The sequence below is a fragment of the Desulfosporosinus sp. SYSU MS00001 genome (assembly GCF_049943955.1).
Lineage (GTDB): Bacteria > Bacillota > Desulfitobacteriia > Desulfitobacteriales > Desulfitobacteriaceae > Desulfosporosinus.
This window is the reverse complement of the sequence record NZ_JBNFTW010000005.1, coordinates 19,944-33,741: the sequence shown is the minus strand read 5'-3', so window position 1 is coordinate 33,741 and position 13,798 is coordinate 19,944. Positions and strand designations below refer to the sequence as shown.

Genomic DNA, 13,798 nt, shown 5'->3' with positions numbered 1-13,798 from the left:
TTTACGCAACGGCAATGTCAAATACTTTTTTACGTTTCCAGACCATCTTTCATGATTTATTTAAAACTTTTTCGATAAATATTCTTGTTAACTCAGGGTCAAACTGTAATCCAGCGTTTCTTCTGAGCTCTTCTATTACCATTGTTTCGGGAAGAGCACTCCGGTAGCTTCGTTCACTGGTCATTGCATCATAAGCATCAGCAAGAGAAATGATTCTGGCAAATTTCGGAATATACTCACCTTTTAAGCCTTTGGGATAACCTGTGCCATCCCATCGTTCATGATGTGCGAGTATACAATCTGCAATATCCAACATATAATTCGACGAATTTAGTATCCTATATCCAATATCGGGATGACGTTCTATTTCACTTCGTTCCTGTTCTGTGAGTCTTCCTGGTTTATTAAGTATACCTTCTTCAATGGCAATTTTTCCGATATCATGAAGTAAGCCCACCACTTTAATTTTGTTAATTTCACGTTCTGATAACCCCATGGCAATCCCAATGCTTTGACATAGTTCACTTACTCTTTTGGAATGTTGTTCTTCTCTTGGGCTCTTTTCGTGCAAGGTATTAATAATTGTAGTTATTGTATCTTTAATATTATCTTGGTTCTCCAAAATTTTATTTTTATACATATAATCTTCGGCGACTTTTAGAGTTTTAAGAATATCTTCACTTGTTTCTTTCTTTGTCGCCCATCCAAACGAAATGCTAAGGCATATAGTATTTACTTGTTCATCTGAACATTGATTCTTAATTCTTTTGACAATCGCCGCCGCTTCGTCCGGGTTAGTTTGTGGAAGAAGAAGGATAAACTCATCCCCTCCCCAACGTGCTACTATATCATCCGCCCTACATGCTTTTCGAATGACACCGGCGGCTTTACGTAAAAGTTCATCCCCTTTTTCATGGCCAAAAGTATCATTAACGAGCTTCAGGCCATTGACATCCCCCATAATTATCGAGAGAGGAAGATTCCTTTCTGAATCTAATCGTCTTATCTCTTCCTCGTAAAATCTCCTATTATATAGGCCAGTCAATTTGTCATGATAGCTTAAATATCTAATTTCATCTTCCTTTTTTACCCTATTGTTAATTTCCTCTTCCAGCATAAGATTAAACTGTTTCAGATCTGCTGTTGTTTCCTCTAGTTGTTGATTTAGTTCCATAACTCTTGCATGCAAGTTTCTATTTTCATCAATTAGTTCTTTGACCTCACCTGAATTAAAGTCTCCATTATAATTGTAGTCCTTGCTTTTAAAGACTAACATGGCAGCAGTTTGGTTCATGTGTCCAATAAATAACTCTCCATAAGAAGAAAAGCCGACGTTGGGTATTTCATTAAAGATTTCCCCATACTCCGTAAGTAAACCTGTCTTTTCTAATTCAATTGTTCGCTTAATGCATTGAAAATTTATGATTCCTTCAATCTTCTTTGCTTGAATTTTATCCAGGGAAGTCTTTGTATCATCAATAATATTTGTTGATTCGAGTAATCTAACTTCCATTCCTTCAAGTATGCTGCAATCAAATTTAATATTTGTCCCTCTCGTTTCACGAGGGCTTCTTACTAAAATTTCCTTTTCTCCAATAACTAACCCAACGGGATTAGTCAAAAAATACTTAGTTGCTTCTTCAATAGATTCTACTCCAATTGCATCTGCATAAGCCAAAATCGCAGGTTTGTGATTAAATTCTATCACTTCTCTTGTTTCTTCATTAACTTTATCGGCAATAAGGACATGATCTAATGCCTTAAAGCTTTGTGTTTTAATAATTTCGAATTCAGCATTTGCATTGATTTTAAGAAGAAGAAGTACTGCTGAATCGTTATAAGCCTTACCGTTTGCATAAACATGTGTTTTAACATATTTGAGGTCATCACCAGCAGAACCGCCAATAAAATAAACATTTGTTCTGTCGCCAATTTTATCCATAATTTTTTCTTGTTTCATACTTAGCCCGTCGATTAAGACAATTCCAACATACTTTTTAGGGTCCATTGCAGATGAACTTAAATTATAGTATTTTTCAAAAGATTTGAATGCACCTTCTACGCATAATTTGTTTTGAAGATGTTCAATCACTTCTACTTTTCCATCCGAAATAATCTTTGAATTGAAAGCCATCGCAACAATAGAGTTTTTCAAAAATTCACCATTTGCTATTTCACCGGCAGTAGAGCATCCGATCACGATACAATCGTTGAAAGCTTCTTGCATACAAGCGCTTAATTCATACTGATCAAAACTGGAAGAGCCAAAAAATATCAAAAGTTTTACTTTGAAATATGATAATTGTTGTTTAATTTCGGATACAGCTATGCTTGCGGTCGTTTTAGTAGAATAGGCTGGCTTAATATTATTTAACTCTTCTCCCATATTATTCATATTCAACTCTTTAGCAATATTAAGCAATCTGTCAATGATTAAAGGGTCATCTAGAGATGAATTGTCATATTTATTAGGATTAATCCCTTTTAAAATCAATTTAGCTTTTGTCATTTCTGCAATTGCGGGATTACTTCCTGATCTTTGAAAAATAATCTCATCAATTATCTGTCTTATTTTACCGCTCAAAATTTCACCATCTTTTATACTATTTATAAAACTCGTCTGATTGCCTCAACAAACTTAGGGAATATTTTAATTTATCATTATTTACTAGTCGTTTTAATTTCCTAAATTTTATGTATTGTTTCGATATAATTTTTATAATTCCTCTAATTATTTATTTTCATTTGCCGCGTAATTTTTGAACTCTTGAACTTCAATAGGAACGTTAATGTCTCCTGGAAAATACAGTGGCCTCGCTTTAAGGTGTAAATTTTCCGAAAGCTAGGCCATTTTTTTGTCCTCCTCCCAGGAGCCTAATGTAGAAATAGACATAAATATTTTTGACTTCAGTGTAGTACTAATCTTTCTCAATATTCAACTATGGCCTGTAGACCGGTGGTTTAGCTAAGTAATCCTTCATTTTGCCGTATTCAAGATATTTATCATAGATTTTCATTTCTTCTTCCATAAAAGAAATAAACAAATCTCTGATTTTTGGCGAAGTACTATGAATAAAGGCCATGGTATGAACAGGTAAAAAGGCCTGGATACCCCTTAATATCCGCCTGTAAATATGCCTGTCCGATATCAGCTCAGTATTTACCGTCTCTTGGGTTTGTTTGGGCGGCCGAAGTGGTAAAGTAATTCCATAATTCAAAAGCTCTTTTTCTAACAACTCAGTATGCTTAGCAAGAGTTCTGTTGCCTAAATTTAGGACTAATTTCAAATCATCATCTTTGACAAAGCTGTCTAAAAGATTGGTAATATAAATGACATTATATCTCTGCATTAAATGATTCCAGAGATGATAAACCTCGCTAACATTTATGGTAGTTTGTTTATCCCTGAGAAACTCATTCATTTCGGAGATATCTTTAATATATTTTAATATCTTCATAATTTATAACCTCAATTTGTTTTTTACTTCTATGGACGATAAACAGGCGGTTGATTTAAATAGCCTTTCAATTTACCATATTCGACGAGCATTTCTTGTAATTCTATAGTCAAGAGCAAGTGACTTTTTAGTCCTTTTCGGACATTAGGAGTGGTACTTTGCATAAAACCAATACCAAGAATAGGAAAGAACGCAGCAATTACTTCATAAAACATGAGAAAAATGTCCCTGTCGCTGACAGCTTCGATATGAACTGTTGAACTTACGTCTGCCGGCGGCCGTATAGGAAAAGGTAAATCGTATTCGCGCATTAAAGCTTCCATATCGTCAATCCCCAATAAAAGGCCATTCTTAACCTTATTTCTTATTATCATCAAATCATTATCTTCAATCATATGTTCAAAAATTTGGATGCTTTCTAAGGCGTCCAACTTGGTGACTAAAACGTCCCATATATAAAAAACCTCTACTACATTTATTACTTTTTGCTTTTCTCTGGCTGATTTACCGATTTCAGCTACCTTTTGAACTTTATCCATAATATCTACCATTTTCAACCCTACCTTTTTATCTCTCTCACTAGTTTATAATTTCTCTAATATAGATTTTTATACTATGGGATACTGTTGATTATTAAATTAATCTTTGCCCTCTTTGATCCTCATAAGTATTCCTTGGTATCTATCTAAGGCAGTATGTAATTCGTGGCATGCTGCTACAGTTTCCGGATCAGCATAAGAATTATTATCCTTTTGTACTTTAATGGTACTTGAGCGCAATTTTCCAATTTGGCCTACTATATTGTCCAATTCAGACACAAGCATCCCTCCCTGTTAGATTAGTACTTAGTATGTCCAGCCACGAACAAATTAGGAATACAGAATAAAATAAAACATTTTGGAAACTGTAAGATAAATGTTAAAGGAGGAACAATTATGACCGAAAAGAACATTTTGGCCTTTTTTAAGACTTCGGAAGAGGCTAAAAAAGCTTCCGAACAGATTAAAGGTTTAGGAGTAACCGATATCCAAGTTGACCGTTTTAGTAAATATCCAAACGGCAGTGCCGATTTTGTTAATGATCCTACAACCGGTGATAAACCTAGCCAAGCGGCATTAATTTTAGGGGCAAGCTCAGATCGGAATACCGGAGTATTAGCTTCTGCGGATGTCAGCGCGAGTGGTATGAGTGACGGAGGTCAAGATTCCGTATCCGGTCGTGACGTACTTGTGGCGGCTATTGTTGATGAATCGCATTTTGATAGAGCCATCCAATTTGTAAAGGATAACGGTGGTTTAGTTTAAGATCTATATAGGGATTATTGAGGAGTTTCAAATAAGTGAACTCGAAGCAAGGTATTGGAACCACCCCCACTTGTGGAAGTGAGAGTCTCCCCACGAAAAAATGAAGTTCATTAGGGTGCTCCGAAAATAATTAAGCCTAGCGGTAATTAACCGCTAGGCTAGTTATGTATAGTGAAAGTATTTTTGAATAGAACAAGAATAAAGCACCTGCCCCTTACAAGCAAGTGCTCTAAAACCTAAAATTATCTTGATCTATATCGTTATATTCTGATTTGTCTTTGGCAAATGAATCAGTTTCGTTTTAAACGCATACATTTTATATCGCTGTAAAGTAAAGAGATAAGTGACAAAAGAGTTAAAACGATACAGAGAAGCCATGCTGATTGATACGAACCCGTTTTATCATAGATTGCCGCCAATGCAGGTACAGAAATAGCAGCCCCTAAATATACGGACAGATTTACATAGCCATAAATCTCACCATAGTATTTTGTGCCAAACATTGAAGAAGTAATAATCGGTGGGCAGACGGTACCGGTACAAATGCCAAGGCCATACAAGATTGCAGTGATATACATTAGGGGTTTGGAGTTCGGATATAGCATACAAACGAAGGAAAGGGCGAAGACAATACAGATATAAAGGGTTCCAACTTTCGAGCCAAACTTATCGTAAATCCAACCCAATGAAATTTTTCCAAGAGTAACTATGATTAAGAATATGGAAAGGATGCTTGCAGCAAAGACAGCTCCATGATGGTCAGCAACGAAAGCTGCAAACTGGCTAAGAGATCCAAAACCTACAAAAGAAAGGGCGAATATACCAAATAAATAAATCCAAAAGAAATTATTTTTTCTCGCTTCCTTTAGAGTCAGGTTATATTCAATCTTAGGCAAGGTTGCTTTTTCAACAACAGCAACTGCTTCATCAGCGCCATAGGCTTTCAAGCCCATTGTTTCCGGGGACTTTTTCATAACAAGAACCATTGGTAAAGCGATAATGAGCATAGCAGCGCCGAATATTAGATAGGATATTCTCCAGCCATAGTTCTGAATAACACGTGTCATGATTGGGCTGATAATGGCTCCACCCACACCGCTTCCAGCTAAGGCTATACTTATTGCTAAACCTCTCTTTTTCACAAACCAATTGGTTAAGACTATGCTAATAGGCAGAGCAATTGCTCCTATAGAAAATACGCCCATAAAAACGGCGCAAATATAAAAATGGATAATGTTTTGTCCTAAAGAAAAACTGGCGTAAGATGCCGCCAAACCAACAATACTAAGAGCTTGAATTAATTGTGTATTTTTCTGGGCGAGCCATTTTCCAAGGTATGGAGATAAAAATACGGTTACACCGTAAACTATAGTGCTTATGATCCCGAATTCACTTCGACTAAAACCCATACTTTTAGTCACAGGTTTTACGTACAGTCCCCAGTTTGTAGTAATAAGCGGGTGCAGAATCGACATGATTAAAACTCCGGCGGCTACAATCCACCAACCGTAGAATATTTTTGTCTTGGTCATTTGATCATCCTCCATACTAATTATGCCGTTTCATTGCTAGCCTTTATATATCTTTCCATCTTTCATCACCCAAGCCACATTCTGTAGAACAGATATGTCCTCAAAAGGATTCTTATCAACTGCTATGATATCAGCGTACTTCCCAGGTTCAATCGTTCCTATTCGCTCATTCCATCCCAGCAATTCGGCCGCGTATCTCGTAGCGCTGAGAAGCGTATCCGTTGGTGAGATGCCTGCTTGAAGCATCAATTCAAATTCGCCTGCCTGAGTACCATGCGGTGTAAGCGGAGTTCCGCAGTCTGTACCAAAAACAATACGTACTCCTGCATCGTAGGCTTTTTTAATGTTGGAAAGATGTGATCCTACCAAAGCTGTAGCCTTGCGAACAGCAAAATCAGGAATCCCGGCAGCTGCACCTTTTTCTGCAATAACTTTTAAAACGATAAACGTAGGAACTATGGCAATACCTTTTTCAGCCATTAGTTTTATAGTTTCCTCATCGACTAAAGTACAATGTTCAATGACGGAAACTTCTGCAGCAGCTGCTGCCTTAATGCCTGCTGTACCATGAGCATGGGCAGAAATGATCTTGCCATGCATGCGAGCAACATACACAGCGGCTTTAATTTCCTCAACACTCATATTTTGTTCTCCAGGTTCGTTGCCCGGGCTGAGAACACCGCCTGTCACTACAACCTTAATCTGATCGGCACCGTATTTTAGCATTAAACGGGCAGCTGCACGTACTTCGTCAGGACTGTTAGCAACATTGCCGAACTTATAAGTGCTGTAACCCAATGTTTCTCCCGGATAACGATACTCAAGATGCCCGCCGGTTTGGGTAATATACATACCGCTGGTGAAAACGCGCGGACCCGGGTAGAGTCCTGCTGCAATGGCGTTACGTACAATTTCGGAGCCGCTTATAGTGGGGTATCCTTCATCGCGAACTGTAGTAAAGCCAGCTAGCAAATCCAGTTCGGCATTTCTCATTGCTTTAATGGCTACTAATTCCGGGGGTTCACTTACCTCAACAAGGCTTGTATTGCCGCCGAATCCGAGGTGGACATGTGTATCAATCAAACCGGGAAGAACAAATTTATCCGTGAGATCGATAATTTCATCATTCGTACCGGCAACAAAATTTTCAATATTTTTAACATCGATGATCCTGTTATCTTGAATAAGAATAATTGCATTTTCTTGAATACTTCCGTCAATTGCTGAAAACAGTTTGCCGCATTTTATGACCTTAGACATTGCTTTCTCCTCTCTCCTTACTCTTCTCTCGTTATTTTTTGTTGTGATACTAAGCCCCCTTTCGATGAATTACGCGGCTGCACCTAATCGCTCAAAACCCCGCGATCAAAGTATAGGGCTAAATACCTACTCTTTACTAGCAATTTGCAATTATGTGTTATATTCCGAATTTATCAGTCACATTGTGTAAAGAAGGAAAGTGCAAAAAAAATCTTGGGCTCTTCATAGGCCCAAGATCGTTTTAAGTTCTTTAGCTTTATTTCGGCTCACAGGGATTTCCTCCTGAAAATCTACAAGCTTTAGTAAGTAAGTGTGATTGAACATAGGTAGGATTTTCTCGATTTTGTTAAAGTTTACTAAATAGCTTTTGTGGCAGCGAAAGAAATTAGAGGATTCTAATCGCTCTTCCCAATAGTTTATGGATTGTTTCGTAAGATAAGTCTTTTGTTGGGTATGAATCAAAGCTCCACGGCCTTGAGGCGTAAACATAAGCACATCGGAGGGAGCTAACAAAAAAATTCTTCCGGCTTCTTCAGCAGCAATTATTTTATTAAATCCATCGCCATAGATTTGTCTGATTTTCGGCAGCTTAGTATCCAGTGCTGTCCTTTCTTTACCGCTTTTTAGATTGGTCAGCACTTTTTGAATGGTCCGATCTATTCTTTTAAGGGAAACGGGTTTTAGAATATAATCAATGGCATTGTAATCAAAAGCGTTAAGCGCATATTGGTCATAGGCCGTAACAAACACGAAATAGGTCTCGGGTGAACTTTGCATAATCTCTTCTGCCACATCAAATCCACTGATTTCAGGCATCTTTATATCTACAAATATCAAATCGGGTAGATAATCTTGGATTTTTTCAAGAGCAGTTACTGGATCAGTGAATGATGCCATAATGTTAATTTCAGGATATTGTTGCAAAAGGTACTCTAGTTGAGCTACTGCTAATTGCTCATCATCAATGAGAATGGTATTAATCAAATATGGTCACCTCTCCGAGTTAGGTATTTTAACTTTAATAGTTGTTCCTCCATTTATGATGCTTTCAACCTCTAGGCCATAACCATAATGTTTTTGCAACCTCTTCTGTATATTCCGGAGACCAACTCCCAATTCTTGAGCGCCCTTATCATTTAATAGGCGTTTAACTTTTTCTGGGGCCATACCAACCCCATCATCGGTTACACTAATCACCGTAATTTGATCGACATTTTTAATGGAAATACGAACGATTCCGCCTTGCCTTTGTGGATAAACACCATGTTTAACGGCATTTTCTACTAAAGGCTGAAGAATAAGCGGTGGAATAAGGGGATTAGTATTAGGCTCGACATGATATTCAACTTCCAGCCGTTTGCCAAAACGTACCTGCTCTATAGCCAGATACGATTTAACCAACTCCAGTTCTTGATCTAAGGGAATGAGTTCCATATTATTAAGCCGGAATTTTCCTTGTAAATAATCGCTTAATTCCTCTAATAGTTCTGCTGCTTTGAGGGAATCTGTCCGACAAAGTGCCGTAATTGAATTGAGGGTATTATACAAAAAGTGAGGTTGGATTTGGGCTTGAAGTACCGAGATTTCGGCTTGCAATATTTTTCGTTCCGTCTCCTTTGTGGCAATTAATTCCTTATTACGATCCTCCAACGCTTCTCTAGCCGCATTACTCTGCTTAAGATTCAACAATAAGAACACAATGTAAGCAAACATAAAAGTAACTAATATGATACTTGATATGATAACAAGCATTAAAACATGTAACTCATTAGCGGATGCGAACAATTCATTTTCATCTGCAACCGTGACTAATGTCCATCCGGCAATTGGAATTGAATTATAAAAAGCAATTTTTTTCTCACCGTTGTCTATGAATCGAAATATCCCGGACTTAGAAGTACTTGAAACAAGTCTACCAAGTTGCTGCATGTTTCTGTCCGAAACAGTAGATGTTTTTTTCTGCATAGCCCATGAAGGATTTGGATGGGTAATAAATGTGCCATCTTGTGCTAATAAAAAGCCGTATCCCTTTTTCCCGTAACCAGCCTGCTGTGCGATTTGCTGTATCGTCTCAATAGTTAAACTTGCTGCATCCCCTGCTAAAACGTTTCCCCTGTTATCTTTACGCCAGGCTACCATAAGCACCATATTTCGCTTATAAGCCTGAGAATAAACAGGTTTAAATATCGTGTCATAAACACCTGCCGCTTGTGAATACCTCATTCCGGCTTCAACCGCTGCTCCTTCTGCCCAGGGATCCGTTTTATTCGTTCCGTCTTTAACGTTATAATATCTGGCCTGGAGTTTTTTGTAATTCTTGGGATCCTTCCACTCATTAGTCTGTAAGAAGTTAACAATATGTAGGGCGGCATATTCATTGGGGTACGCCCCAGAAACATAGTGCCAGCGAGAATGGTTAAGTTCATCAATCAAGTGAATGGATTCGTCGTTTCGAGTAAGGTCTAGCTGCGGATTTAATTTTAACACCTGCCCAAGAAGCGGACTTTCTGCAGTTTCCCGTACTTCTCCTAAACGTCCTTCCAGCCAAGTATTTATATAACCGGCCGATTGTGCTGTGTGATCTGACATTGTATGCATCAGTTCACTTTCACTGACTTGATTATATTGACGATAGGAAATTATCGACAATAATACTAAGCCAAGCATAATTAATATTATACTTGTAGTTGTGAACTTCGACTTATTTCGTAAATTTATCATAAACTTTATGATTCTCCCTTAGGATAATTTCTTCTTGGACACGCTATACATACTATCTTCCTTTTTCGAGTTTAAATATTCCACATGTTTATGATAATTCCTCTTAAAAGATGCCATCTTTATGAAGCTTGTATTCTTCTGAGCTAAGGATACAAACAATAACAGATTCATTATATGTTCTAATTTCGACAAAATAATTGTAATTCCAACAAATTTCTATTGACCTGCGGATAGTTTTCGAGTATTCTTTTAATACCCCCCACCCATATGGGGGTATGGGTTAAAATGTTCACAATTCCGCCATCAATCCCAGCAACAATCACCGAACAACAAACGAGGAGTGAGAGTATGTCAGTGGTTAGTGAAAAAGTTACTGCCCGACTCCAAGAAATTTTTGGCGAAAGGGTACGGGTTGATCGAATCGAAAGGAAACTCTATTCGTATGATGTGGGGGCCCTTCCTTTTCTGATTAAGCCTTTTGTCCCCGTTGGCATTGCTGGTGCAGTCGTGCGGCCAATGAGTGAAGAGGAAATCGTACAGTTGGTTCAGCTTTCCCAGCAAGAGAATATTCAACTTGTTCCCAGAGGTTCGTCCACCTCCGGTTATGGGGGTGCTTTACCAGCGGAGGGAGCTGTTGTTGTAGACTTGAGCGGCATGAATAAGGTTATCGCTGAAGATTTCAGTCAACAAATAGTTCGCGTTCAGCCGGGGATCATTTGGGAACAACTGCAAAAACAAATTAACAAAAGTAATTTGGATTTGCGGCTTTATCCCACCTCCCTCCCCGCTTCAACCGTTGGAGGCTGGCTGGCCCAAGGCGGTTCTGGATTTGGATCCTATGAGTACGGACAGTTTAAAGAAAATGTTTTGGCTGCCAGGGTTGTTCTGCCTTCCGGTGAAATTAAGGAATTCAGCGGCCAGGAATTGGCGGATTATATTGCGGATGCCGAAGGAATTACTGGAATTATTAGTGAAGTGACCCTCAAAGTCCGAGAATTGCAGAAAGAGATACACCGGGCTTTTGCGTTCAAGGATTCTCAATCCTTAGGCGCTGCTTTAAAGGCCATCTCCTATAATAAATTACCCATTTGGTCCATCACTTTCCTCAACCCGGAATCCATGCGCTTGAAGAAAAAACTTCCGCATAAACATGGTCATCCCTATGAAGAAGCTAATCCTCATGTAAAGCCGCAGCTTCCGGAAGCTTTTGTCATGGTCCTTGCTTATCCTGAGTCACGCTGTTCAGACATCAATATTCCATTAATGAAAATTATTGAGGCTAATAAAGGGAAAGAACTAGCGTCAGAAGCTGCTGAACACGAATGGGATTTGCGTTTTGCCCCCATGCGCTTAAAACGGATTGGTCCTTCCATTATTACAACTGAAGTTATTGTGCCCACTAAAAACTTAACAGCCGTTTTAAACGATATTGAAAAGAAAATAAAACAGCCTTTTGTTGCCGAAGGTATGGTCGGCAAAGATGATAAAGTTACTATTTTAGGATTTATTCCTCATGATGAACGTTCCTTAGCCTTCAACCCGGCTTATGCTCTGGCCATTTCTGTTATTAATATTGCCAAGAAATACGCGGGTACGGCCTATTCGACCGGTTTGTATTTTAAAGGTGAAGCTAAGAGTGTTTTAGGTACTGAGCGTTATCAAAAACTGACTGCCTATAAGGCAAAAGTCGATCCCCATAATTTGTTGAACCCCAATAAGGTGATAGGCTCAGGCCTCATAAATTATATTATGAATTTGGCTTCGTTATTTGAACCACTTATTCGGCCGATTGCTAATGCGGCTACAGCTCCAACGGGCGATCTCTCTGAAAGAACCAAAGAAAAAAATGGCGTTCCAGGAAGTGTAGCCTTCTTTGCCACTGCTTGCGCCCGTTGCGGTTATTGTGTTTCAACTTGTGAACAATTTATGGGCCGCGGCTGGGAGTCCCATTCTCCTCGGGGCAAATATGCCTATTTAAGAGAGGTTATTGCAGGCCGAGAGAAATTCGACCAAGAAATGGTCAATAAGTTTCTCCTTTGTACCACTTGTGAAGTCTGTAATACCCGTTGTCAACTAAATATCCCCGTAGAGCATAACTGGATGACCATGCGGGGGCAGTTAGTTCGTGAAGAAAAGCGAATGACCTTCCCGCCCTTTGAAATGATGGCTGCATCCCTGCGCGGAGAAAAAAATATATGGGCCGGCAAGCAGGAGAAAAGAGCTGACTGGCTCCCAGAGGACATTAAGCCAAAGATTAAGGAAAAAGCCGAGGTTATGTACTTTGCCGGCTGTACGGCATCTTTAGTCAACAGTGATGTTGCGGTATCGACTGTGCGTATTCTGGATAAAGCCGGTATCGATTTTACCTATCTGGGCACTGATGAGGCTTGCTGCGGTATACCTATGAAGGTAGCCGGTAAATGGGATGTCTTTGAAGAGATTTTCGAGCACAACGTTAACGAAGCGAAAAAACGCGGTGCTAAAACAATCGTTACCTCTTGCCCAGCATGTGGCTTAGTTTGGAAAGAACTTTACGCCGACTTGGCTCGGAGAAAGGGAATTGACTATCCTTTTAAAGTCAAGCACTATACAGAAATTGCCGCTGAGGCCTTAGCCAAAGGAGATTTGAAGTTTGACCACGAAATAAACGCTAAAATTGCCTTCCATGACTCTTGTCATGCAGGGCGTGCCCAAGGAATTTATGAACCGCCTCGCGAACTTATCGCCGCTATCCCGGGCGTAGAATTAGTCGAAATGGAGCATAACCGCGAAACCGGTTTATGTTGCGGTTCTGTACTGACTCTAATTGGCGAAACACCTGTCGCTCCAAAACTCGGGGGTATGAGAATTCAGGAAGCCATTGATGTTAAGGCAGATGCCTTGCTTGCCCTTTGCCCTTGCTGTCAGGTTCAATTGAGAACAGCAGCTAAAGCCAATAACTTCGATATTCCGATAACAGATTTAGCACGCTTTATTGCCCAAGGTTTAGGATTTGAAACAGAAGATAAAACAGAATTCTCTCTGGAAATGTGGAGTTACTTTGAGAAATTTATTCTTTTGATGGATCCCAAAAACATGGCAAAAATCATGGGGGCTCTATTCCCGCAAATGTTTGCCAACATGCCTGGCGGTATGGTACCGATGATGAAGATAATGAAGTTTATCCCTGGCGGCTTAACCTTAATGGGAAAAATGATGCCTTTGCTGATGCCTAAACTGGTTCCAGGAATCATGCCTAAGATCATGCCGGATATGCTGGCTGAAGTTTCGCGCCGCATCGGTCCACTGCCTGATGATATGGAAGAATTAATGCCTGATCTGCTGCCAAAAACGATGGATGCCTTAATGCCTAACATGTTGCCGCTACTAGTTCCGTATATTACTCCCATGATGCTTGAATATATCAGAAGCGGTAAAATATCCTCGACAGTCCTAGCTATTAGTGAAACTGCTGTAACCAGCGAAACGCAGGGCAAACAGAACGCTGCTGCAAAATAATATTAGGGCTGTAGCAAATGCATAA

General features: G+C 39.3%; 10 protein-coding genes. 2 read left to right on the top strand and 8 right to left on the bottom strand.

Annotated features, from left to right (window positions below; genetic code table 11):
• Positions 1-49: 49 nt before the first annotated feature.
• The 4 genes from ACPUYX_RS10660 to ACPUYX_RS10645 all read right to left on the bottom strand — a co-directional run bounded on the left by ACPUYX_RS10660 (position 50) and on the right by ACPUYX_RS10645 (position 4,276).
• Positions 50-2,584 carry an FIST N-terminal domain-containing protein gene (locus ACPUYX_RS10660; protein WP_426379649.1) on the bottom strand — a complete coding sequence of 845 codons (2,535 nt, stop codon included), beginning with the start codon at positions 2,582-2,584 and terminating at the stop codon, positions 50-52.
• Between the two features lie 355 nt (positions 2,585-2,939).
• Positions 2,940-3,458, bottom strand: coding sequence for a DUF3231 family protein (locus tag ACPUYX_RS10655; RefSeq protein WP_426379648.1), 519 nt, complete (start codon positions 3,456-3,458; stop codon positions 2,940-2,942).
• A 29-nt stretch (positions 3,459-3,487) separates the two neighbouring features.
• Complete coding sequence (locus tag ACPUYX_RS10650; protein WP_426379647.1) at positions 3,488-4,009, bottom strand: hypothetical protein; 522 nt, start codon at positions 4,007-4,009, stop codon at positions 3,488-3,490.
• 87 nt (positions 4,010-4,096) lie between these two features.
• Positions 4,097-4,276: an aspartyl-phosphate phosphatase Spo0E family protein gene (locus tag ACPUYX_RS10645; protein ID WP_426379646.1), complete on the bottom strand. Its 180-nt coding sequence runs from the start codon at positions 4,274-4,276 to the stop codon at positions 4,097-4,099.
• 117 nt (positions 4,277-4,393) lie between these two features.
• Between ACPUYX_RS10645 and ACPUYX_RS10640 the strand changes: the two genes are divergently transcribed.
• Entirely contained in the window at positions 4,394-4,762 is a 369-nt protein-coding gene (locus tag ACPUYX_RS10640) for a hypothetical protein (RefSeq protein WP_426379645.1), read from the top strand.
• A 290-nt stretch (positions 4,763-5,052) separates the two neighbouring features.
• Here ACPUYX_RS10640 and ACPUYX_RS10635 read toward each other — a convergent pair whose 3' ends face one another.
• The 4 genes from ACPUYX_RS10635 to ACPUYX_RS10620 form a co-directional block, all read right to left on the bottom strand.
• Positions 5,053-6,294 (bottom strand): MFS transporter, encoded by a 1,242-nt coding sequence (locus ACPUYX_RS10635; protein WP_426379644.1) that lies wholly within the window; start codon positions 6,292-6,294, stop codon positions 5,053-5,055.
• A 36-nt stretch (positions 6,295-6,330) separates the two neighbouring features.
• A complete protein-coding gene (locus tag ACPUYX_RS10630) occupies positions 6,331-7,554 on the bottom strand; it encodes an amidohydrolase family protein (protein WP_426379643.1) in 1,224 nt (407 codons plus the stop codon).
• A 222-nt stretch (positions 7,555-7,776) separates the two neighbouring features.
• Positions 7,777-8,538 carry a LytR/AlgR family response regulator transcription factor gene (locus ACPUYX_RS10625; RefSeq protein WP_426379642.1) on the bottom strand — a complete coding sequence of 254 codons (762 nt, stop codon included), beginning with the start codon at positions 8,536-8,538 and terminating at the stop codon, positions 7,777-7,779.
• A 6-nt stretch (positions 8,539-8,544) separates the two neighbouring features.
• The gene (locus ACPUYX_RS10620; RefSeq protein ID WP_426379641.1) at positions 8,545-10,275 is read right to left on the bottom strand and encodes a histidine kinase; all 1,731 of its coding nucleotides are present in this window, start codon (positions 10,273-10,275) and stop codon (positions 8,545-8,547) included.
• 348 nt (positions 10,276-10,623) lie between these two features.
• Here ACPUYX_RS10620 and ACPUYX_RS10615 point away from each other — a divergent pair, with 348 nt between their 5' ends.
• Positions 10,624-13,773 carry an FAD-binding and (Fe-S)-binding domain-containing protein gene (locus ACPUYX_RS10615; RefSeq protein ID WP_426379640.1) on the top strand — a complete coding sequence of 1,050 codons (3,150 nt, stop codon included), beginning with the start codon at positions 10,624-10,626 and terminating at the stop codon, positions 13,771-13,773.
• Positions 13,774-13,798: the final 25 nt, after the last annotated feature.

Bases quoted from the DNA above. Each gene is read 5' to 3' on its own strand.
- ACPUYX_RS10650 (WP_426379647.1), bottom strand. From the start codon at position 4,009: ATGGTAGATATTATGGATAAAGTTCAAAAGGTAGCTGAAATCGGTAAA.
- ACPUYX_RS10635 (WP_426379644.1), bottom strand. From the start codon at position 6,294: ATGACCAAGACAAAAATATTCTACGGTTGGTGGATTGTAGCCGCCGGA.
- ACPUYX_RS10620 (WP_426379641.1), bottom strand. From the start codon at position 10,275: ATGATAAATTTACGAAATAAGTCGAAGTTCACAACTACAAGTATAATA.
- ACPUYX_RS10640 (WP_426379645.1), top strand. From the start codon at position 4,394: ATGACCGAAAAGAACATTTTGGCCTTTTTTAAGACTTCGGAAGAGGCT.
- ACPUYX_RS10615 (WP_426379640.1), top strand. From the start codon at position 10,624: ATGTCAGTGGTTAGTGAAAAAGTTACTGCCCGACTCCAAGAAATTTTT.
- ACPUYX_RS10630 (WP_426379643.1), bottom strand. From the start codon at position 7,554: ATGTCTAAGGTCATAAAATGCGGCAAACTGTTTTCAGCAATTGACGGA.
- ACPUYX_RS10655 (WP_426379648.1), bottom strand. From the start codon at position 3,458: ATGAAGATATTAAAATATATTAAAGATATCTCCGAAATGAATGAGTTT.